A 20,699-nucleotide genomic window follows, 5' to 3' on the forward strand; every position below is an offset into this window, starting at 1 on the left:
CGCACCCTACCGTTTGCCCCCAACCCATGCATAATTTCCTTCCCACTGCCTATTTCCAAGGAAAATTTGTTCCCTTCATTGACGCAAATATTTCCATTGCAACCCACGCACTCCACTATGGAACAGGGGCTTTTGGGGGCTTACGGGGTATTCCTGATCCCGCCAACGCAAACCAAATTCTTTTATTTCGTCTCGAACGCCACTGCCGCCGTCTCAGCAACAGCGCAAAATTTCTCCATTTCGATCTCCCGGCTGACAAAATTGAACACGTCATTGTGGACTTTGTAAAACAAAATCGGCCCACAAAATCTTTTTATATTCGCCCCTTTGTCTATACTTCTGATTTAGGTATTGCCCCCCGTCTCCACAACATTGAAAAAGATTTCTTCGTCTATGGTTTAGAACTGGGTGATTACCTTTCCCCCGACGGGATCGCTTGTCGCATCAGTTCCTGGACACGCCAAGAAGACCGGAGTTTTCCACTCCGGGGCAAAATTAGCGGTGCTTACATTGCCTCAGCCCTAGCCAAAACCGAAGCCGTTGCCTCTGGATTTGACGAAGCATTGCTAATGAATTCCCAAGGGAAAGTTTGTGAAGCATCTGGGATGAACGTCTTTATTGTCCGCGATGGTAAACTGATCACCCCTGGTTCTGACCAGGATATTCTCGAAGGCATTACCCGTGACAGCGTCGTTACCCTTGCTAAACATCTGGGTATTGACGTGATCGAACGCCCCATTGATAAATCAGAGCTTCTAATTGCCGATGAGGTCTTTTTAAGTGGGACGGCGGCCAAAGTCACCCCCGTGAAGCGAGTCGAAAACTATACCTTACCCACGGAACGGCCCATCACTGAGAAATTGCGAGAAAAACTAACGGCAATCACAGAAAACCGCGATCCAGAGTTTGCGGAGTGGGTTTATAAAATTTCCCTCGATTAATGACTCGTTTTTTCGTACAAAATCCCCCTTGTTATGATCAGCATCAGTGACTCATGGGGGACATTCCGGCATGGAAATTATTCGTTTACCAGCTTTTAACGATAACTATATTTTTCTCTTGGTTGATCGAGCTACAGGGGATTGTGCGGTTGTTGATCCAGGCGACGCTGAGGTTGTTCTGGAGTATCTAAGTAAAGAAGATTTAACGCTTAAGACCATTCTGATTACGCACCATCACGCTGACCATGTGGGTGGCAATCGTCAACTATTAAGTCATTTTCCCGCAGCGGCTGTGTATGGTAGCGAGATAGATTTACAAAAAAGACGTATTCCAGGCCAAACGGTGAGCCTTAAGGCTGGTAATCACTTAGATTTATTTAATCGCACCGTCGAAATTTTGTTTGTGCCAGGCCATACCCAAGGTCACATCGCCTACTATTTCCCTCCCCTGCGGCCTGAAGACAGTGGTGATTTATTTTGTGGCGATACGTTGTTTGCCAATGGCTGTGGTCGTCTTTTGGAAGGAACGCCTGCTCAACTTTTTGCCTCGCTCCAGCAAATTTGTGATTTGCCGGATAACACGAATATCTGGTGCGCCCATGAGTACACCCTGAAAAATATTAAATTTTCCTTGACGGTCGATCCAGAAAATGAGGCTCTTCAGAGACGTTTTCAGCAAGTGCAGACTCAACGACAACGCCAGGAACCGACCATTCCAACGGTGTTAGCTTTAGAAAAACAGACAAATCCTTTTTTGCGCTGTGGCGATCGCCAACTGCAAGCTAACTTAAAGACAACAGATCCCCTGCGAGTTTTTACAAAATTGCGCGGCAAACGGGATCTCTTTTGAAGTTTAAACTGGTGGCAGCGACTTCCATAAAAAAATTCAACCATACCCCAGGGAAACGATTGCGGATTTGCTAAAACCGTTTACAGTGAGGATCAATCCCCTAAAATAAGGCTCAATTTATAGTTTTCTCTTCTTTTTTCCTGAAAAGTAAACCCCAGGGCCTCCGATCAGGAGCAAGGTATCACACACGACATTTCTCCCCTATCCTCTTTGTCACAATCATTTCCAAACGCCCACCACGTCCTATAATCTCCCTCGGATTACCCTATCCTGAGCTAGCCTTGTTCCATATCGCCAAACAAAAAAATTCCTTTAATAAACCTCTAATCGATTTTCGGTAATTGCCATAATGCCTACTCTCCTCACTCCAGACCAGATCAACCAAATTGTTTCTAACCACCATGACAACCCCCATGCTGTCTTGGGTTGTCATCCTACCAACGACGATCCCAATCCGAAAACCTGGTCAATTCGCGCTTATTTACCTTCTGCTAGCCAAGCTTGGGTGATTGATACCCCTTCCCAAACGGAACACCCGATGACAACGGTGCATCATCCCCACTTCTTTGAATGCACCCTCCAGAGTGAAACAACACCGAAATATCAACTAAAACTCCAAGAAGGCGATCGCCAACACATCATCAACGATCCCTATGCCTTTGCCGAAGCCCCCCACATTAGCGATCTCGATCTCCACCTCTTTGCCGAAGGGAATCACCACCGCATCTACAACAAACTGGGGGCACACCTCGTCGAAGTCGATGGCATCAAAGGCGTTTACTTTGCCGTTTGGGCACCCAATGCCCGCAACGTCTCCATCCTGGGCGACTTTAACAACTGGGATGGTCGCAAACACCAAATGCGTCGTTTAAACGTTGGTATCTGGGGAATTTTCATTCCTGACCTCGGCCCCAACACCAAATACAAATACGAAATCAAAAACCAACACGGCCACATCTACGAAAAATCAGACCCCTACGGCTTTCTTCGGGAAGTGCGCCCCGACACTGCCTCTATCGTTGCTGACCTCGACCAGTACCAATGGCAGGATCACGATTGGCTAGAACAACGTGCCAAACAAGACCCCCTCAAAAATCCTGTTTCCATCTACGAACTACACCTCGGCTCCTGGCTCCATGGTTCCGCCACCGAAAAAATGCGACTCCTTTCCGGTGAAGTCGATCCCATTCCCGTAGGCGATCAAAAACCCGGTGCTCGCTTCCTGAGCTATTACGAACTTGTCGATAAGCTCATCCCCTACGTTAAGGACATGGGCTACACCCACATCGAGCTACTGCCTGTCGCTGAACATCCCTTTGACGGTTCCTGGGGCTACCAAGTAACCGGCTACTATTCCCCCACTTCCCGCTTTGGCAATCCCGAAGACCTGATGTATTTCATCGATCAATGCCACGCCAATGATATCGGGGTGATCGTTGACTGGGTTCCTGGCCATTTCCCTAAGGATGCCCATGGTCTCGCTTACTTCGATGGCACCCATCTCTACGAACACGCCGATCCCCGCAAAGGTGAGCACAAAGGCTGGGGCACCCTGATCTTTAACTACAATCGCAATGAGGTTCGCAACTTCCTCATTGCCAATGCCCTATTCTGGTTTGATAAATATCACATCGATGGCATTCGGGTCGATGCAGTGGCATCAATGCTCTACCTCGACTACGACCGGGAAGATGGCGAGTGGCTTCCCAATGACTACGGCGGCAACGAACACCTCGAAGCCGTAGAATTTCTCCGCCAAACCAACAATCTCATCTTCAAGTACTATCCAGGGATTATCTCCGTTGCCGAAGAGTCCACGGCTTGGCCCATGGTTTCTCGTCCCACTTATCTCGGTGGCCTCGGCTTCAACCTCAAGTGGAACATGGGTTGGATGCATGACAATCTTAAATACTTCAGCATGGATCCCTGGTTCCGGCAGCACCACCAAAACAGCATTACCTTCAGTATGTGGTATCACCACAGCGAGAACTACATGTTGGCCCTTTCCCACGATGAAGTCGTCCATGGTAAGAGCTCGATTATTGGCAAAATGCCGGGGGACGAATGGCAGAAATTTGCCAATGTGCGGGCTTTATTCGCCTATATGTTTACCCATCCTGGCAAGAAAACCATGTTTATGAGCATGGAATTTGGCCAATGGAATGAGTGGAATGTTTGGAGTGACTTGAGTTGGGATTTGCTGCAACATGAACCCCACGCCAAACTCAAAGGTTTCTTCGGGGCATTAAATAGTCTCTATAAACAGGAACCGGCCCTTTACGAACGGGATTTTGAAGAGGAAGGATTCCAATGGATTGACTGTTCTGACAATCAAAATAGTGTTCTTTCTTTTATTCGACGGGCAAAAGATCCCAATGATTTTTTAGTTGTGGTCTGCAATTTTACGCCGCAACCCCATAGTCATTATCGAATTGGCATTCCAGAAGAGGGCTACTATCAAGAAATTTTAAATAGTGATGCCGAAACCTTTGGGGGGAGTAATTTGCTCAACTTCGGTGGCGTCTGGACTGAAGATTGGCGCTTCCATAATCTTCCCTATTCCATTGATCTGTGTTTGCCGCCCCTCGGCGTGGTTGTCCTAAAAATTGATCGAAAAAAAACAGCCGCAATGCTTGCTCAAAAACAGGCCGATAAAGCAAAGGCTCTATCCGGCGAAATATAGAAAGATCAAAAATCTTTGTCGTTAGCTGTTGAACTATATTTATAGGGTCTGGGAGTTTGTCTCCAGACCTTTCTTGTTGGGTTTAAGAGAGACTGGATATGAATCATCATCATCATCCCTTGTAATTTTTAGATGACCACTCATATTAGTAAAGCAAAAGTGAGGTAGCACAAACCATGACACAACGCTGGACAGACGAAATGCTCGACAAGCTCGCCGATGACGTACAGGAGCTTACTGAAGCTATCAAAACCCAACGGGACGAACAAAAAGAATTGACCATCCGCTTTAATGCCTACCAGATGGCATCTCAATGGGTAGTTAATCTCGCCTTTGGCCTACTGGCAACTGCCACGATCACGACGATCATCACTGCGGTCGTCAAATAAAAATTTATTTCATCTAATAATTAAGAGGGTTTGAGACTATTTCTTGAACCTTTTTTGTTCTTTGCAGAGAAATTCGTGTGTTTAATTAGCCTCTATTAGGGCATAAAAAAATAAAGGAACTAGAAGTTCTACTTACGGAGCGAGTTCTAGGTCGATTTCAGCTATGAAGCAATAACAATAAGGTGGTACCCAGATTCGAACTGGGGAGTGGAGGTTTTGCAGACCTCTGCCTTACCACTTGGCTATACCACCGGGTCAACAGTTCGCTATTATAACAGGGCTTTTGTTCACATCACAACATTTTTTTCGTTATGGAAGTTATTCCCGCTATTGATCTGCTCGGTGGCCAATGTGTGCGCCTCTATCAGGGTGATTATCAACAGGCGCAAGTGTTTAATAATGACCCGGTTCAGGTGGCACGGACTTGGGCTGAGCAGGGGGCAACGCGGCTCCATGTGGTGGATTTAGACGGGGCAAAACAGGGAGAGTCGGTCAATCTAGGGGCGATCGCCAAAATTGCAGCAGCGATTGATATTCCTGTACAGGTGGGCGGTGGTCTCCGTACGGTAGAAAGTGTGGCGCAATTGTTTGATGTGGGTGTAGAGCGAGCTATTCTTGGGACGGCGGCGGTAGATAACCCGGATCTCGTGACAGAACTCTGTGCAAAATATCCGGGCCGGATTGCGGTTGGGATTGATGCCCGCGATGGAAAGGTAGCGACAAAGGGATGGTTGGAAACATCGGCGGTTTTGGCGACGGATTTGGCGAAACAGATGGCTACCCAGGGCGTCGCTGCCATTATTTACACGGATATTCATCGGGATGGCACCATGGCTGGGCCTAATTTGGAGGCGCTGCGGGAATTGGCGGCCACCATTGAGATTCCGGTGATTGCCTCGGGGGGCGTAAGTTCTTTGGCGGATCTGGTTAATCTTGTGGCCCTCGAAGGGATCGGGGTCACAGGAGCGATTGTGGGCCGGGCGATTTATACCGGGGACATTAATTTGGCTGAAGCGGTGAAGGCGGTTGGCCCCCAACGTTTGCAGGATGTTTTTCCGGATGATGGTACGGCGATCGCCTAATTTTCGTGCTAGATTGAGTCGTGAAATTGTAATGGAACAAACCACATCAAAAGCGATTCTAGAGTAAAGCTATATAGTGATCGACTGCACCACTTTATGCCATTGATATTTGTTGTAGATTTCTAATGTGTTTATGCTGAGACCCTTACGTAGATTAATCGGACATTCCTGGGTTCTTTCGGGGCTTGTATGGCTAGGAACCCTTGCACCTGCACAGGCAGCGGTTGATCTCCGGGTCGCTGTACGGCAGACGACGGCCAATCTCCAGGTGGGCAGTTCCACCAATGCTTTAATCAGAAATGGCCAAGGCCAAGTCCTCGGTGAAATTGCCGGAATGAGTTCCTTTGCCGTGGGACGCCAGGGTAATCAGTTGGCGTTTGACCGTTGGCGGGCAACTGAGGTCTGGATTGAGCCCCAGGGTGATGGCTATGTGTGGATTGGCGATCGCTGGTACCGGGGGCGCACCCAACTCCGGCAGAGTGGCAACGGAATTCTCGCCATCAATCACGTCGATCTCGAAGACTATCTCTATAGTGTTGTCGGCGCTGAAGCAATTCCCAGTTGGCCCCAGGAAGCCCTCAAAGCCCAGGCTGTCGCGGCCCGTACCTATGCATTAAAAAAACGCTCGGAAAATGCCGGGAAACCCTATGATCTAGATACCACGACGGCGACACAGGTCTACAAGGGGCTAAATAGCGAGTACAGCACAACCCATGCTGCCGTTAACGCCACGGAAAGTCAGGTGATGACCTATAACGGTAGTGTTATTCTGGCGGTATTCCATTCTTCTTCGGGCGGCCATACCGAAAACGTCGAGGATATCTGGAGTCAACCTCTGCCCTATCTCCGGGGGGTTGTGGATTATGATCAGTCTTCGCCAGTCTATCAGTGGAGTAAAACCATTTCTGCGACTCGCTTAGGAGAACTGGTTGGTGGTGTTGGTACCGTAAAGCAACTCATTCCCCAACGGGCTACCCCCCAGGGTCGGGTGATTACGATGAAGGTGATTGGCGATCGCGGCACAAAAAATATCAGTGGCGATCAACTGCGTAGTTTATTAGAACTGCGTAGCACTTTGATCAATGCCAGAATCCAACAGGGTGACGTTTACATCTATGGTAAAGGCTTTGGCCATGGCGTTGGCATGAGTCAATGGGGAGCTAATGGTTTAGCAGCCCAGGGCATTGATTACCAACAAATTCTGCGTCACTATTACCAAAATGCAACTATTGCCAAGTTGACGCCACGGTAACTGTCAGTTTTCAACGTGAAAGTAAATACAAGATCTAAAGTAAATACAAGATCTCAGGAGGGGTAAAATTCCCCTCTTTTTTTGTTTTTCCCAAGGGCGATCGCCTTTCTTGTGCCTGTCACTTAATAGCCGAGATCTGTCGCTACCTTATGGGCACAGGCAAAACCAGAAAACGCCACAGCATTTAAGCCTTGTCCGGGGAAGGTACTATCGCCGACACAATAAAGTCCAGAGACTTCTGTTTTATTGACCCGGGGTGGAAAACCAGCAAAATTAAACATTCCCAATAACCCCAAAAGTTTGCGCTGGGGGATCGGCCCGTAGGAGCCATCGACCCGTCCGAGGAATTTGCGATGGGTGCGCGGTGTCCCCACTTCCATGTAGTCCAATCCCGCATCTAATCCTGGAAAAATAGCTTCAAGGCGATCTACGAGTTGCCAGGCGGCGGCTTCTTTTTTGGCTTCATATTCCTGGGGAGAAAGGCCTTGCCATTCACTCAGCCAACTGGGAGTAAAGGTGTGAATGATGTGATATCCTTCAGGGGCCAGACTCGGATCGAGGAGTGTCGGAATAGAGACAAAAATAGTACCCTGTTCGGCTTCCATGGTGTCCCAATTCTCCAGCAAAATGTGGTGGCATTCCGTCCCAGGAGGAAGAACATCGGCTTTGACACCGAGGTGAACGCTGAGAAAGCTGGGGGATTTTTGGTAATTCTCCGTCCACTTTTCTTCAAAAAAGGGTTTATTTTCACTGGGGAGCAGCTTTTCAAAAGTGTCCCAGCGGGTGGCATTGGAAATGACTTTTTTGGCGAAATACTCGGTGCCATTGGCTAAACGCACGCCGACGGCCTGGCCTTGGTCGGTGATGATTTCGTAGACATTTGCACCGTATTGGATTTCACCGCCATGGTGCTCTAAACCTTCAACCAGCTTGAGGGCGATTTGGCCCACTCCGCCTTCTGGATAGTTGATGCCCCCATAATGGCGATCGCTAAACACCATACCCGCATTAATCATGGGAGTCAGTTCCGCTGGCACCACCGACCAGCAGTAACATTCCATATCGATAAACTTCAGCAGTTCGGGGTCTTTAATATATTGACGGGCAAGATCTCCGGCATTTCTGGGTAAATATTTAAGTAACCCCAGGCAAGCAAAGGGTTTCTGCATAAAGACCCGCAGCAGGTAGCGAATTTCTTCGAGGGAAAGCAACTCAATGCTATTGAGGCAATTAAAAACTTTCCAGCACTCATCATAAAATTTACGAATGCCCTTGGCTTCGTGGGGAAACCGTGCCGTTAACTCCGTTAAAAATTCTTCGTAGTCACGGTGTACCTTGACCTCAAGATCATTGGGGAGATGGTAATGAATTTGCACCGGATCTGGGATGGTCGGAATTGACATATCCACTGCGGCGAGGGCCCGGGTGAGGAGATTGGTGGTGCCGCGATCGCCAAAGCCAAAGATCATCGAAGCGCCCACATCAAACCGATAGCCCTGCCGCTCAAAATAACCCGCACTGCCACCGGGGATCACATAGCGTTCTAGCACCAACACCTTGATCCCTTTTGCTGCTAATTGGGTTGCCGTGACGAGGCCCCCGATACCGGAACCAATGACAATCACATCGTACTGGGGAGCAGAAATGGCAGTTTTGGCGGTCATAAACGGTGAGGCTCGCAAGGTAGGCTAAATTTTGACTGTTACATAGTCTACCTTTATTTCCCTTGGGATTAGTAGGGTAACTCTCCGGCGATGTTGCGGCGACAGTTCTTCGTTGGGCATGGGCCTTTGTCACAAAAAAAGGCGGAAAACTTTCCACCTTGTTGTATCAGAACTATATTTATTTTTAATAAGAGATTTAGAGGGCACTGGGGCCAGAAAAATACTGAATTTACTCTTCGTCGTCTTCGGGGGAAGGATAAACAAAGCTAGAACGACCAGTGAGTACAGATTTGCCAAGGGAAAGGGCCTTTTGGGCTTCGATGGTTGCCTTACGCTTCCAGTGGGCCCGGCGTTGGTCACGCTTTGCCTTTGAGGTTTTCTTCTTTGGAACTGCCATGGGATTAACTACAGATTTTTACAGAATTACCATTATAAAATCTTCTCTCCCAAAAAGTAAGTCCTCCGTCAGAATCTCTTGAATTGTGGGGTTGAACGAAGGCGGGGTTTGTCACGGGTAAAGAAATCCATGCAAATCCCATCAGAGAGGAACCGAGCTTTTACAATCGAAATCGCATTTGTGTGTCTATTTGTCCAGGAGTCTTAACAGCGATGGTGTGGTATCGACGACGGCTGTACCGTAATCCCCAAGCCTACGGGGTCGTGATGGAATGGTGGTTGGGTTGGGTCGATTTTGTGCAGTGGTTTATTCCTCGCCCGGTGACGGGGAAAAAGACGCGGCGTCTGTATCGGCAGCTTTTGATCGAGGCGAGCTGGCGGCTTAATTTTGTAATGTTGACCGTCAGCTCCTGTATTATTGCCACCTTCGGGCTCATTAGTAATAGTACGGCTGTGATTATCGGAGCGATGCTGGTGGCGCCGCTCATGTTGCCGTTGCGGGGATTAGCCTTTGCCGCCCTAGAAGGGGAATTGAAATTATTTTGGCGATCGCTCTATTCGATTACCGGCGCAACCGCCCTTTCCCTGGCTTTATCCTGGATGATCGGCGTCGTCATTGGTATTCCTGATTTTGGCTCGGAACTCACGGCCCGGACGCAGCCAAATCTGATCGACCTTGGTATTGCCGTGGCCGCTGGGGGGATTAGCGGTTTTGCGAAGGTGCGCCGAGGGATCAGCGATGCCCTCGCCGGGACGGCGATCGCCGTTGCCCTGATGCCTCCTCTCTGTGTGGTGGGCCTATCCTTTTCCCAAGGCTATTTCAATTACTCCCGTGGCGCTTTCTTACTCTATCTAACCAACCTCCTCGGCATTACCCTTGCCTGCATGGTGGTCTACATCTTGGCCGGTTATGCCGAGATCAACCACGCCCTGGGTTGGACGATGGCCCTAACCCTGATTTTGTTAGTACCCCTGGGGGCAAGATTTGTTCAACTCGTGCAACAGCTCCGCCTACAACAAACCATCACCAGCCAGCTCACAACTAAAACCGTCACTGTTGGTCAAGATGTTGAAAATGTTCGGGTACGGGTTGACTGGACTTCTTCCCCGCCGATTATCTATGTCAATCTCCAGGCGAAAAAAGAAATTACCCCCAGACAGGCTCTCCTCGTTGAGGAATTCTTACGCAAGCGTAATCGGCAAATTTTTAAAATTGTGTTTCAGGTCAGTCCAATCCAAGAAGTCAAAGCCGATGACATCGATCCCCATGATTTAGATTTACCCCAATTGGACATGGCCCCACCACGCCAGTAAAAAAGACTCCAATTGTCAACCAGAAATCTTTGAAATATCAAGCTTTCCGCTTTAGTTCAACCTAACAATAACCGACAAAGAACGACCCTATCTAGCGCCAGCCAAAAGGTTTACCTGTTCTTAAAGTCAAGATGTCGCAGGACTGATAATATACTGGAGCCGAAGGTTTTGTATTCTAATGGTCTAGGCAAAACTGATAAAGCTGGCAAACGCGGAAACCCTCTCCATCGTTAAGCTCTTCTCAGATTTAAACAAGCCTCAACATTAGCCCCACCAAGTCATTCGGCAAGTAATTGACTATTTTCTTGACTCCCCGCATCCGGCCTAGATAAGCTGCTTTTCCAATGATTGAACTCGACAATGCAAACGCCACAGACTACGTTCTGCAGACAGAAAATGTCAGTGTCTATTACGGTAACTTCCTGGCGATCAAAGGCGTTTACCTCAACATTCCCAAAAATCAAGTAACAGCATTTATTGGCCCCTCTGGTTGCGGTAAAAGCACTCTGCTGCGTTGCTATAACCGTCTCAATGATCTCATTCCTTCTTTCCGCATAGATGGCGACATCGCTTACCACGGCAGTAGTCTCTACGGATCCGGTGTAGATCCAGTGGAAGTGCGCCGTCGCATTGGCATGGTGTTCCAGAAGCCAAACCCCTTCCCTAAATCGATCTATGACAATATCGCCTATGGGGCACGGATCAATGGTTACAAGGGCGACATGGACGAACTGGTAGAACGCTCACTGCGCCAAGCCGCTCTTTGGGATGAGGTTAAGGATAAATTGCGTCAAAGTGGCCTCGCCCTATCTGGGGGGCAACAGCAACGGCTTTGTATTGCCCGGACAATCGCCATTCAGCCAGAGGTGGTACTGATGGACGAGCCTTGTTCTGCTTTAGACCCGATTTCGACCCTCAAAATTGAAGAGTTGATCCACCAGCTCAAAGAGCAATACACGATTGTTATCGTGACCCATAATATGCAACAGGCTTCGCGGGTCGCTGATATGACGGCATTCTTCAACGTGAAGACCAATGATGATGGTACCCGCCAGGGCTATCTAGGGGAATGTGACCGCACGGAGGTTATTTTCCAAAATCCCCGGGAACAGGCCACCCAAGAATATGTCAGTGGCCGTTTCGGTTAATTTGGGGGAATGACTTTAGGGTCTGTTTTTCTCGCAACGCTACACTAAATTTTTGTCTCAGCCATAACCCATGCCCGCTGTTGCAGGTAATGGGTTTTCTGTTTGTGATTGAATTTGTTACGGGTTGACCAAAAAAGACGGCACTTCGATAGGATAGGACAATCCTAGAGACTAAACATGAATTGGGCTTTGTGGGTTCATACCACGATTGAATGTTGAGCTGATATGTTTAAATGTGAGGACTTAGTATTGTCTTTGTTTAGCGACAATTTTTCTGCACTGATTTGGAATCCATGGCTGTTGCTCCTACCGTCACAATGAATCAACCTCAACATGTTTTTGTTGTCCAAGATGACACTGGACAACGGGAATATATTTTGACGGATGCTCGCTATTCTATTGGGCGTCGTAGTAGTTGCGCGATTCACCTCCAGTCTCAGTTTGTGTCTCGTCTCCATGCCACCTTAGTCCGGCATCTCACGGATGATCATGTTTACTATCGCATTGTTGATGGGGACGGTTTGCAGGAGGCGAGCGCCAATGGCATTTTGGTCAATGGGAACAAAGTGAATGCGGTCACACTCCAGGATGGGGATGTCGTGACGTTTGGCCCCCAAATTTTGGGTCGTTATGAACGGCGATCGCCGCGTGCTTCAAAGCGCACTCAGCCAGGGGAAGAAGATCCCTTTGACATTACGCTCATTGATCCGGCGATGTTAGCTGAGGATCAAGAACTGATGGCTGATGAAGAGGCAACACGTTTGTTTTAGGGTGGCCTTAACGGAAACGGGTGATAGTTGTTTGAGGTATTTTTTCCAGGAACGCAATGGTTAATTTTTCTGCTCCGAAAGCGGCTGGTTTGGCCCCTTGGTTTGATATTACGGCCCTGCTGTTGTGGGGAGCTTTGCTGCTCAAGTATGCGATTACGGGCCAGCTAGCTCTGTTGATCCACCCCAATTACTTCGGTTTATGTGTGGCGGCGGGGATCATTCTCCTTCTGCTGGGGTTGGGAAAATTACTACAACAGGTGCGTCCCCAAGTTAGTGGCGGGGAGTCGGTGCAGCATATTACGCTATTACCCCAGAATGTGGGGAGTGCCCTATTAATTGTGGTGGCGATCGCCGGATTTTTGATCCCGCCGACCATTTTGTCGAGCCAAACGGCGATTCAACGGGGTTTAACGGAAGAATTGCCCCTCACCCGGAGTCAACCGGAAAGTTTTCGGGTCGGTACCTCCCCAGAGGAGCGGACGTTATTGGATTGGATTCGGACGTTGAATGTTTACCCGGAACCCGATGCCTATACGGGGGATCCGGTGAAGGTGAACGGCTTTGTGACTCACCTGCCCCAGTTGCCGGACAATTACATGATGGTGTCGCGGTTTGTGTTGACCTGTTGTGCAGTGGATGCCTATCCGGTGGGATTGCCCGTGAAACTCGAAGGCGATCGCCAAGCCTTTGCGCCGGACTCTTGGGTAGAAGTCACGGGGGAAATGATTACCGAGGATCTCCAACTCACCACAGAAGCTGAGGGTGATAATAATTTGCCCCAGCGTCAGTTGGTGATCCAAGCCAGTGCCGTCGAACCGATTCCCACCCCCAGAAATCCTTACGATTATTAGGTATAAGGGTGGTGTCGCGCTCTTAAATCTTTGATGGTTAATCCCGCCGCTCGCCGCCCATTTTTCGTTCTTTGGGGTCTGTTGGTCGTTGGTCTGCTGGGTTGCCAGGGGGGAAGAGGGCGATCGCCCCAGGATGAATCCATTCAAGTGTATTTCAATCAGCGTCAAGGCCGACGTATTAGTTACACCGAACCCTACCGCCAACTGAAACGCCCAGGGGATAACCTCGAAGAAATTTTGATTGAGGGCATTAACAGCGCCCAAAACACCATCGATATTGCGATTCAGGAGTTGAACTTGCCCCTGGTAGCTGAAGCTCTGGCCGACCAAGCCGCTGCGGGAATCACAATTCGCGTCATCGTCGAAAATAATTACCGTCAACCCTGGGCCGAACCTGATTCGACAGAAATTTTAGAACTCGATGAACGGGATCAGGGAAAATACCAAGAATTTGTCGCCCTCGCCGACGAAAACCAAGATGGCTTTTTGGATGCGGCAGAGACGGCTAAATATGATGCGATCGCCATTCTAGAACGGGCAAAGATTCCGATTTTGGACGACACCGCCGACGGTTCCAAAGGGAGCGGCCTGATGCACCACAAATTTATGGTGGTCGATGGGGAAACGGTGATCACCGGCTCAGCAAACTGGACATTAAGCGGCATCCACGGAGATTTCGCCAACCCGGAAACCAGGGGTAATGTGAACCACCTAATGCGGATCCAAGATCCGGCGATCGCCCAGGTTTTTACAACAGAATTTGAGGAGATGTGGACAGGGCGTAAGTTTGGAGTCCAGAAACTTCAGGAACCGCCCCAAACCTTTAGCGTAGGCAACAGTCGCGTCACCGTTCAGTTTTCGCCTTTCTCTAGTTCCCAACCTTGGGAAAATACGAGCAATGGTCTCATTGGCAGCACCCTCGCCCAAGCCCAGGAGTCAATTAGCCTGGCCCTATTTGTGTTCTCTGAGCAAAAAATCGCCAATATTTTAGAAAAAGAAGCTCAAGAAGGCACTGCAATCCGCGCCTTAATTGATCCGAGTTTTGCCTTTCGGGAATATAGCGATGGACTGGATCTGTTGGGGGTGAATCTCAAGGAAAAATGTGACCCCTTTAATCGGCCCTGGGCTAACCCCATTCAAACCGTCGGCACGCCCAAATTACCCAAGGGGGACAAATTTCACCACAAATTCGCTGTCATCGATGGCAAAACCGTAATTACTGGTTCCCACAATTGGTCAGCTGCTGCCAATAATCAAAACGACGAGACCCTCTTAATTATCCAGAACGAGGCGATCGCCCAACAATTTCAAGCTGAATTCGATCAGTTTTATACCACGGCCTACCTGGGGATTCCGCCCTTTATCGCCAGCAAACAAAAACCGATGCCCGCTGACTGTACCGTAGCCGCCACCAATGGCCCCGTGAACCTCAATACCGCCAGTGCCGTCGAACTCGAAACCCTACCTGGCATTGGCCCCAGCCTCGCCCAAGGGATTATCGAAGGCCGTCCCTACTCTGGTTTGACGGATCTGCAACGGGTGTCGGGCATTGGGGAAAAGAAAGCCGCCGACCTGGCCGGAAAAGTCACTTGGTAGAGACGCGTTATAGTACCCTTAGCCCTTTCTCTGAACGCCGTTGAGCGATTTATCTATGCGCCCAATTTTTAGTTTTCTGTGTAGTCTGCTGCTGTGGATTAGCCTTTGTTGGCCTAGTGTTGCCCTTACTAATGCTCAAATCTCTGAAGGCGATCGCCTTACCCAGACTGCGATCCAGGCGGCGAAAAAAGGCGATCTATTTACCGCCGAAAAAATTTGGTCCGATTTAATTGAGGCATTTCCCCAAAATCCGGCCCTCTGGAGTAATCGGGGTAATACGAGGGCGAGTTTAAATCAGTTTGATGCAGCCCTCGACGATCTCAATGAAGCGATCCGCCTGGCCCCAGACCAAGTCGAACCCTACTTTAATCGCGGTGCGATCCTCGAACAACAGCAACGGTTTAGCGAAGCGATCGCCGACTATGACAAAGCCATTGAACTCGATCCCCAAGAGGCGATCGCCTACCACAATCGCGGTAATGCCTACGGCAGTTTGGGCAATTGGGAACAGGCCCGCCAGGACTACCAAAAAGCAACGGAACTTGATCCCCGCTTTGCCTGGGCCGCCGAAAGTTATGCCCTTGCTCTGTATCAAGTTGGCGAAAACAACCAAGCGATCCAGCGAATGAAAGGCCTGGTGCGCAAATACCCGATGTTTGCCGATGCGCGGGTGGCCCTGACGGCGATGCTCTGGGGGAACCATCAATTCGGCGAAGCTGAAAGTAACTGGGTGGCCGCAGCGGGTTTAGACGATCGTTACCGGGATTTAGAATGGTTAGAGGATATTCGTCGCTTTCCACCGAAAGTCCTTGAAGATTTAGACAATTTCCTCAATCTCCAGTAAATTTCAAGATTCTAGGCTAATTTTGCAGTTTGCAGCAGTTTAGCCCGCACCAGTTTAATCGCATCGTAGCTGTATTTTTCCTGGAGGTGCTCCCGCAACTGCGTTAAGGATTCTGGCCCCACGGTGGCGATCGCCTTTTCAATTTCCACTTGGGCGGCTGGTTTGACGAGGCGGTCTAGGTCAGTAATCTCGCCATTCTGGAGTAATGTTGCCAGGTGCTCGTTGATCGTCCCCGCCGTCAGACTGCGCCGCTTGGCAATTTCCGTGACCGAAAGGCCCTGTTGATAAAGCTGGAGGGTGAGTAACTGGGTGCCATTGACCTGGGGTTTTGGTGGCTCTTGGCTGGCGTAAAATTCCTGAATCGCCGCGAGGAAAGGCTCCCCATAACGCTGGTATTTCGCACTCGTTACCCCAGAAATCAAACAAAAATCTGCCTGGGTGCGGGGTCGCCGAGTTGCCATTTGCCGGAGGGTCGCATCGGAAAAAATCATATAGGGGGCAACCCAATTTGCATCGGCCAATTGTTTCCGCAGTTGTCGCAGTTGCCCAAAAAGAATTTCCGCATCGAGGCGACTTTCAGAAATCCCCAGAATTTCCTGGGCCGTTTGCCGCCGTTCCACAGCAATTTTCACTGTTTTCTGTTGTCGCAAAATCTCCCAACTGCGGGCGTTGAGCTTCAAGACCCGATAGCCATCGCTTGTTTCGGTCATCAAGCCCTGATGTAGGAGCGATCGCCCTAAATTTTTCCATGCTTCCTTAGGGTGGTCGAGGCCAATGCCATAGGTAGACAGTTGGTGGTGCCCGTTTTGAATAATTTTTTCTTTCTTGGAACCCCGCAACACATCGATAATGTAAGTCATGCCATAGCGTTCTCGACAACGGGCAACACAGGATAAAAATTTCTGGGCCTCAATCGTCCAATCTTCGACAGGGCGAGGATTCTGGCAATTATCGCAACCGCCGCAGTCCCCCGGAAATTGTTCCCCAAAATAGCTCAGTTGGATCGTCCGCCGACAATCGATCCCCTCGGCATAGTCGATCATCTTTTGCAGTTGCTGGTAGGCAATTCGTTTTTCCTGTTCGTCTTCCTTGAGTTCAATGAAATATTCGGCCCTTTTAATATCCCCTGCCCGATAGAACAGAGTACAGTGGGCAGGCTCCCCGTCCCGACCCGCACGACCCGACTCTTGGTAATAGCGTTCTAAATTGGTCGGTAAATCATAATGCACCACAAAGCGCACGTCGGGTTTGTTGATGCCCATGCCAAAGGCAACGGTGGCGACCATCACAGGCACATCATCCCGGATAAACTGCTCTTGATAATCCGCCCGTAAACGATCCGCCAAGCCCGCATGGTAGGGCAAGGCTTTAACGCCATCTTGTTTGAGGCGATCGGCCAACTCGTCTACTTTTTTGCGGCTAGAACAGTAGATAATTCCCGGTTGCCCACGCCGTTGACGAACATAGCGCAGCAGTTGCGTATAACTTTTCCGGTCTTTGGGAAGAACCTCGTAATAAAGGTTGGGGCGATTAAAGCTGGTGCAGTGAAAACTGGGGTTCTGTAGGGCAAGTTGATCAATAATATCTTCCCGGACGCGCTGGGTGGCGGTGGCGGTAAAGGCCTGGCAAGGAGTCCGGGGGTAGCGTCTCCGGATGCGACTCAGTTGACGGTATTCGGGGCGAAAATCATGGCCCCATTCTGAAACACAGTGGGCCTCATCCACCACAAATCCAGTCAGGCCAATGGTCTGATCCACATCTGTGAGTAGTTGCTGAAAGCCCTCGTTAAACAGCCGTTCTGGGGCAACGTAGAGCAGTTTAATATTGCCGTTAAAAATTGCCTGGATCCGCGATCGCGCTTGGTCGAGGTTGAGGGTACTGTTTAGGAAAGTTGCACCAATGCCATTGTCTGTCAGGGCATTGACTTGATCCTGCATCAGGGCAATCAAAGGAGAAATCACCACCGTCAACCCCGGTTTCAGCAGGGCGGGCAGTTGAAAACAAAGGGACTTACCGGCTCCTGTTGGCATCAGGGCCAGGACATCACGATTTTGTAGGGCGGCGGTAATGACAGCTTTTTGGCCATGGCGGAAATTGTCATATCCAAAGAAGTGTTTGAGGGCGGCTTCTAGGGATGGGAACTGGGACATGGCGGCAACAAAACGAAAACAACTAGCCCCCTAATCGTACCGTGACCCAGTCTTTGAGCAGATCCAATAGGCTGAGGCCACCGTTGAAGAACACATAAATGACGGACACCATCAGCACGGCAATGACAATGGAGAAAACAACCCCAGCGCCACTGATCAAGCCATCGTCCTCTTGGAGGCCAAAAGCGGTGAGAAAAATTGCCATGGCCGGGAGGGTATTGGTGCCGGGAATGGGGATCATCATCGAGGTAGCCATCAGGGCAATGGTACAACCCATGACGGTGCGACCCAGGCGACTCTGGCAAACGATGGAAAACCGGGGGTGGGCGATCGCCTCAATTTTTTTGAGCCAAGGGAGACCTTTTTTCAGGATGCCCTGGGCCATGGTCGTTTTGACGGTTTTTCGTTGCCAAGCAACCGGGAGCCAAAGTTTTTTCCGCCCAAAAATCAACTGGAGGGCGATCGCAAAAATTAAAATCCCAAAGGGCGTTGAATAGCCTGGGGCCGGAATTGGCAGGGCCGACGGAAAGGCCAACAGCAGCAAAATGACCCCAAAGACTTTTTCCTCTGCGAGGGCGATCGCCTGGGCTAAACTAACGGTTTCACCACGGTCTTCTTCAAAAAAATAACGGTGCAATTCTTGGGAGAGGCGAGCCATAGCCAAATGTTACGCAGAGGGACAGCTACTGAGCATAGCGCAATGCCCGCCCGTTAATTGTGTTTACAAAAAAAATCTCCCCACCGGGGGGGAGATCATCGGGCGAGTTAAATGAAGGCTTACTTCTGGGTTAAACGGGTCAACACTTGGTTCGAACGTTCCACAAACGCTTTCATCCCCTCCGCATCAAAGGCCTTCTGGGCCATCAATGCCAAATCATAGACGTGTTGACACATCATATCGATGGTTTCCTGGTTGGATGCTTTGCCATCTGCTTGGATAATCGAACCCTGGCTGAGTTGGTAAATATTTTCGATCAAGGGGTGCGACAAATTAATCATCAACACATGATCTTCTGGGAATTGCATTGCCGTCTGCTGCATCATCGCCGTCATCTCTTGCAGACGTCGCATGGCCTCTGGTAAAAGCACCATTGCCGGGGGCGTTGCCGCTGTTTCTGCGGATTTAATCGATTGGGTTTTGATGTTGACCTTTGGTTTCCCAATTGCCTTTTCAAACAACTCTTTAATGACGTCGCCACGGGTTTTGTTGGTATTCGGGTCAACAATTTCACTGGCCTTATCGTCTTCTACGAGGCTTTGATCTAGCTCCGAGTCCACCCGTGAAAACTTCACATCGCTGTATTCCTGTTCTAGGAAAGGAATGAAGTAATTGGTATCAATAAAGGAGTCCATGTAAAGGACTTCTAAACCTTGGTTTTTGTACAGTTCAATGTAAGTGCCCTGGGTGCTGGGATCGGTGCAATAAAAAACGCGATTTTCGTGCTTCTCTTTATTACGCTCTAAATAATCTTTGAGGGTTGTGTAGGGGGCCGTAGACGTTGCCTGGGTGTCTTCGGATTTCACGTCTTCCCACACATCGCCATCATTACCCTGTACTTCTACTTTCGGCGCTGTTACTGCTGTTTCAGGTTGGTGGGTTGTGCGGTAAATGAGAATGTCTTCGACTTGTTTTTTAAACTTCTCATCGCGGATACTACCGTACTTTACAAAGGTGCCGACATCTTCCCAACTTTTAACGTAGTCACTATAGCTTTCGTTGTAGAGGGACTTCAGGCGATCGCCAACTTTTTTGGCGATGTAATCGGAGATGCGGCGCACTGTCCGGTGGTTTGTTAAGGCACTGCGGGAAACATTGAGGGGAATATCGGTGCTGTCCACAACACCCCGCAGCGGCATCAGAAATTCAGGGATGACTTCTTCGCAATGGTCACTGACAAAAACCTGATTACAGAACAGCTTAATTTGTCCTTTAGTAACATCAATGTCCGGGCGCAGTTTCGGAAAATAGAGAATGCCATTGAGCAAGAAAGGATAGTCCGTATTCAAGTGAACCCACAGTAATGGGTCTTCTTGGAAAGGATAAAGATAGCGATAAAATTCGAGGTAATCTTCGTCGGTTAAATTCTGGGGAGATTCCTTCCAAATGGCCCGCTGTTTGTTGATTTGTTCCCCTTCAAAGTGAATAGCAACGGGCATAAAATCAGAATAGGTTTTGACCAATTGGCGAATCCGTTGGGATTCTAAATATTCTGTTTCCTCGTCCATCATGGTGAGGGTAATGGTCGTACCAATGCTGGTTTTGTCACTGGCACTCAGTTGAAATTCGGGGGAACCATCACAGCTCCAATGAACCGCTTCCGCACCATCTTTGCAGGAAAGGGTATTAATTTCTACTTGGGTGGCCACCATAAAGGCAGAATAAAACCCTAAACCAAAATGCCCGATTAAATCGTTCGCATCCTTGCCATATTTTTGAATAAATTCTTCGGCACTCGAAAAGGCAACTTGGTTAATATATTTCTTAATTTCTTCGGCGGTCATCCCAATGCCATTATCGGTGATGGAGAGTTGTTTTTTCTCCTTATTAACGTCAATAATGATTTCCCCATCGGGCACATCAATGCTACTTTCACCGGCCATTTTTGCCATTTTGCGCTTGGTGATCGCATCGGCGGCATTGGAGATGAGTTCCCGTAAAAAGATCTCGTGGTCGGTATACAGAGATTTTTTGATTATCGGGAAAATATTCTCGGTATGGATTGTAATATTGCCTTTTTCGAGGACTGCCATAGGTCGTATGCTTCCAAC

General features: G+C 49.1%; 17 protein-coding genes and 1 tRNA gene. 12 read left to right on the forward strand and 6 right to left on the reverse strand.

What is annotated here, in order from left to right:
- The first annotated feature begins 26 nt into the window (after positions 1-26).
- The 4 genes from AWQ23_RS09485 to AWQ23_RS09500 all read left to right on the forward strand — a co-directional run bounded on the left by AWQ23_RS09485 (position 27) and on the right by AWQ23_RS09500 (position 4,863).
- The gene (locus AWQ23_RS09485) at positions 27-941 is read left to right on the forward strand and encodes a branched-chain amino acid transaminase (protein WP_062434803.1); all 915 of its coding nucleotides are present in this window, start codon (positions 27-29) and stop codon (positions 939-941) included.
- Positions 942-1,011: 70 nt separating this feature from the next.
- On the forward strand, positions 1,012-1,791 hold the full coding sequence (gene gloB, locus AWQ23_RS09490) for a hydroxyacylglutathione hydrolase (RefSeq protein WP_062434806.1): 780 nt from the start codon (positions 1,012-1,014) through the stop codon (positions 1,789-1,791).
- 349 nt (positions 1,792-2,140) lie between these two features.
- Complete coding sequence (gene glgB / locus AWQ23_RS09495; protein WP_062434809.1) at positions 2,141-4,474, forward strand: 1,4-alpha-glucan branching protein GlgB; 2,334 nt, start codon at positions 2,141-2,143, stop codon at positions 4,472-4,474.
- A 176-nt stretch (positions 4,475-4,650) separates the two neighbouring features.
- Positions 4,651-4,863 carry a hypothetical protein gene (locus AWQ23_RS09500; protein WP_030006408.1) on the forward strand — a complete coding sequence of 71 codons (213 nt, stop codon included), beginning with the start codon at positions 4,651-4,653 and terminating at the stop codon, positions 4,861-4,863.
- 180 nt (positions 4,864-5,043) lie between these two features.
- Here the strand turns inward: AWQ23_RS09500 and AWQ23_RS09505 are convergent.
- A tRNA-Cys gene (locus AWQ23_RS09505) sits at positions 5,044-5,115 on the reverse strand.
- 59 nt (positions 5,116-5,174) lie between these two features.
- Here AWQ23_RS09505 and hisA point away from each other — a divergent pair.
- Positions 5,175-5,945: a 1-(5-phosphoribosyl)-5-[(5-phosphoribosylamino)methylideneamino]imidazole-4-carboxamide isomerase gene (gene hisA, locus AWQ23_RS09510; RefSeq protein WP_012307500.1), complete on the forward strand. Its 771-nt coding sequence runs from the start codon at positions 5,175-5,177 to the stop codon at positions 5,943-5,945.
- Between the two features lie 133 nt (positions 5,946-6,078).
- A complete protein-coding gene (locus tag AWQ23_RS09515) occupies positions 6,079-7,197 on the forward strand; it encodes a SpoIID/LytB domain-containing protein (protein WP_062434811.1) in 1,119 nt (372 codons plus the stop codon).
- Between the two features lie 122 nt (positions 7,198-7,319).
- Here the strand turns inward: AWQ23_RS09515 and crtH are convergent, their stop codons facing one another.
- Both crtH and rpmF read right to left on the reverse strand, forming a co-directional pair.
- Complete coding sequence (crtH, locus tag AWQ23_RS09520) at positions 7,320-8,861, reverse strand: carotenoid isomerase (RefSeq protein ID WP_157072214.1); 1,542 nt, start codon at positions 8,859-8,861, stop codon at positions 7,320-7,322.
- 229 nt (positions 8,862-9,090) lie between these two features.
- Positions 9,091-9,258, reverse strand: a complete 168-nt coding sequence (gene rpmF, locus AWQ23_RS09525) for a 50S ribosomal protein L32 (protein ID WP_012307503.1) — start codon at positions 9,256-9,258, stop codon at positions 9,091-9,093.
- A gap of 212 nt (positions 9,259-9,470) precedes the next feature.
- On the opposite strand from rpmF, the gene AWQ23_RS09530 reads away from it, so the two are divergent.
- The 6 genes from AWQ23_RS09530 to AWQ23_RS09555 all read left to right on the forward strand — a co-directional run bounded on the left by AWQ23_RS09530 (position 9,471) and on the right by AWQ23_RS09555 (position 15,780).
- On the forward strand, positions 9,471-10,571 hold the full coding sequence (locus AWQ23_RS09530) for a DUF389 domain-containing protein (protein WP_030006411.1): 1,101 nt from the start codon (positions 9,471-9,473) through the stop codon (positions 10,569-10,571).
- A 344-nt stretch (positions 10,572-10,915) separates the two neighbouring features.
- Entirely contained in the window at positions 10,916-11,719 is an 804-nt protein-coding gene (pstB, locus tag AWQ23_RS09535) for a phosphate ABC transporter ATP-binding protein PstB (RefSeq protein ID WP_012307505.1), read from the forward strand.
- 293 nt (positions 11,720-12,012) lie between these two features.
- The gene (locus tag AWQ23_RS09540) at positions 12,013-12,489 is read left to right on the forward strand and encodes an FHA domain-containing protein (RefSeq protein ID WP_012307506.1); all 477 of its coding nucleotides are present in this window, start codon (positions 12,013-12,015) and stop codon (positions 12,487-12,489) included.
- A gap of 56 nt (positions 12,490-12,545) precedes the next feature.
- On the forward strand, positions 12,546-13,340 hold the full coding sequence (locus AWQ23_RS09545; protein ID WP_012307507.1) for a TIGR03943 family putative permease subunit: 795 nt from the start codon (positions 12,546-12,548) through the stop codon (positions 13,338-13,340).
- A 33-nt stretch (positions 13,341-13,373) separates the two neighbouring features.
- Positions 13,374-14,936, forward strand: a complete 1,563-nt coding sequence (locus AWQ23_RS09550) for a phospholipase D-like domain-containing protein (RefSeq protein ID WP_062434814.1) — start codon at positions 13,374-13,376, stop codon at positions 14,934-14,936.
- 55 nt (positions 14,937-14,991) lie between these two features.
- The gene (locus tag AWQ23_RS09555; protein WP_062434815.1) at positions 14,992-15,780 is read left to right on the forward strand and encodes a tetratricopeptide repeat protein; all 789 of its coding nucleotides are present in this window, start codon (positions 14,992-14,994) and stop codon (positions 15,778-15,780) included.
- An 11-nt stretch (positions 15,781-15,791) separates the two neighbouring features.
- Here the strand turns inward: AWQ23_RS09555 and recQ are convergent, their stop codons facing one another.
- The 3 genes from recQ to htpG form a co-directional block, all read right to left on the reverse strand.
- Positions 15,792-17,930: a DNA helicase RecQ gene (gene recQ / locus AWQ23_RS09560; protein WP_062434816.1), complete on the reverse strand. Its 2,139-nt coding sequence runs from the start codon at positions 17,928-17,930 to the stop codon at positions 15,792-15,794.
- A 22-nt stretch (positions 17,931-17,952) separates the two neighbouring features.
- Positions 17,953-18,588: an exopolysaccharide biosynthesis protein gene (locus tag AWQ23_RS09565; RefSeq protein ID WP_062434818.1), complete on the reverse strand. Its 636-nt coding sequence runs from the start codon at positions 18,586-18,588 to the stop codon at positions 17,953-17,955.
- Positions 18,589-18,707: 119 nt separating this feature from the next.
- A complete protein-coding gene (htpG, locus tag AWQ23_RS09570) occupies positions 18,708-20,681 on the reverse strand; it encodes a molecular chaperone HtpG (RefSeq protein ID WP_062434819.1) in 1,974 nt (657 codons plus the stop codon).
- Positions 20,682-20,699 lie beyond the last annotated feature (18 nt).

This window comes from Picosynechococcus sp. PCC 73109 (assembly GCF_001521855.1).
GTDB lineage: Bacteria > Cyanobacteriota > Cyanobacteriia > Cyanobacteriales > MRBY01 > MRBY01.

Bases quoted from the DNA above. Each gene is read 5' to 3' on its own strand.
- pstB (WP_012307505.1), top strand. From the start codon at position 10,916: ATGATTGAACTCGACAATGCAAACGCCACAGACTACGTTCTGCAGACA.
- crtH (WP_157072214.1), bottom strand. From the start codon at position 8,861: ATGACCGCCAAAACTGCCATTTCTGCTCCCCAGTACGATGTGATTGTC.
- AWQ23_RS09500 (WP_030006408.1), top strand. From the start codon at position 4,651: ATGACACAACGCTGGACAGACGAAATGCTCGACAAGCTCGCCGATGAC.
- AWQ23_RS09550 (WP_062434814.1), top strand. From the start codon at position 13,374: ATGGTTAATCCCGCCGCTCGCCGCCCATTTTTCGTTCTTTGGGGTCTG.
- rpmF (WP_012307503.1), bottom strand. From the start codon at position 9,258: ATGGCAGTTCCAAAGAAGAAAACCTCAAAGGCAAAGCGTGACCAACGC.
- AWQ23_RS09540 (WP_012307506.1), top strand. From the start codon at position 12,013: ATGGCTGTTGCTCCTACCGTCACAATGAATCAACCTCAACATGTTTTT.
- glgB (WP_062434809.1), top strand. From the start codon at position 2,141: ATGCCTACTCTCCTCACTCCAGACCAGATCAACCAAATTGTTTCTAAC.
- AWQ23_RS09565 (WP_062434818.1), bottom strand. From the start codon at position 18,588: ATGGCTCGCCTCTCCCAAGAATTGCACCGTTATTTTTTTGAAGAAGAC.
- AWQ23_RS09545 (WP_012307507.1), top strand. From the start codon at position 12,546: ATGGTTAATTTTTCTGCTCCGAAAGCGGCTGGTTTGGCCCCTTGGTTT.
- gloB (WP_062434806.1), top strand. From the start codon at position 1,012: ATGGAAATTATTCGTTTACCAGCTTTTAACGATAACTATATTTTTCTC.
- recQ (WP_062434816.1), bottom strand. From the start codon at position 17,930: ATGTCCCAGTTCCCATCCCTAGAAGCCGCCCTCAAACACTTCTTTGGA.
- AWQ23_RS09530 (WP_030006411.1), top strand. From the start codon at position 9,471: ATGGTGTGGTATCGACGACGGCTGTACCGTAATCCCCAAGCCTACGGG.
- hisA (WP_012307500.1), top strand. From the start codon at position 5,175: ATGGAAGTTATTCCCGCTATTGATCTGCTCGGTGGCCAATGTGTGCGC.
- htpG (WP_062434819.1), bottom strand. From the start codon at position 20,681: ATGGCAGTCCTCGAAAAAGGCAATATTACAATCCATACCGAGAATATT.
- AWQ23_RS09515 (WP_062434811.1), top strand. From the start codon at position 6,079: ATGCTGAGACCCTTACGTAGATTAATCGGACATTCCTGGGTTCTTTCG.
- AWQ23_RS09555 (WP_062434815.1), top strand. From the start codon at position 14,992: ATGCGCCCAATTTTTAGTTTTCTGTGTAGTCTGCTGCTGTGGATTAGC.
- AWQ23_RS09485 (WP_062434803.1), top strand. From the start codon at position 27: ATGCATAATTTCCTTCCCACTGCCTATTTCCAAGGAAAATTTGTTCCC.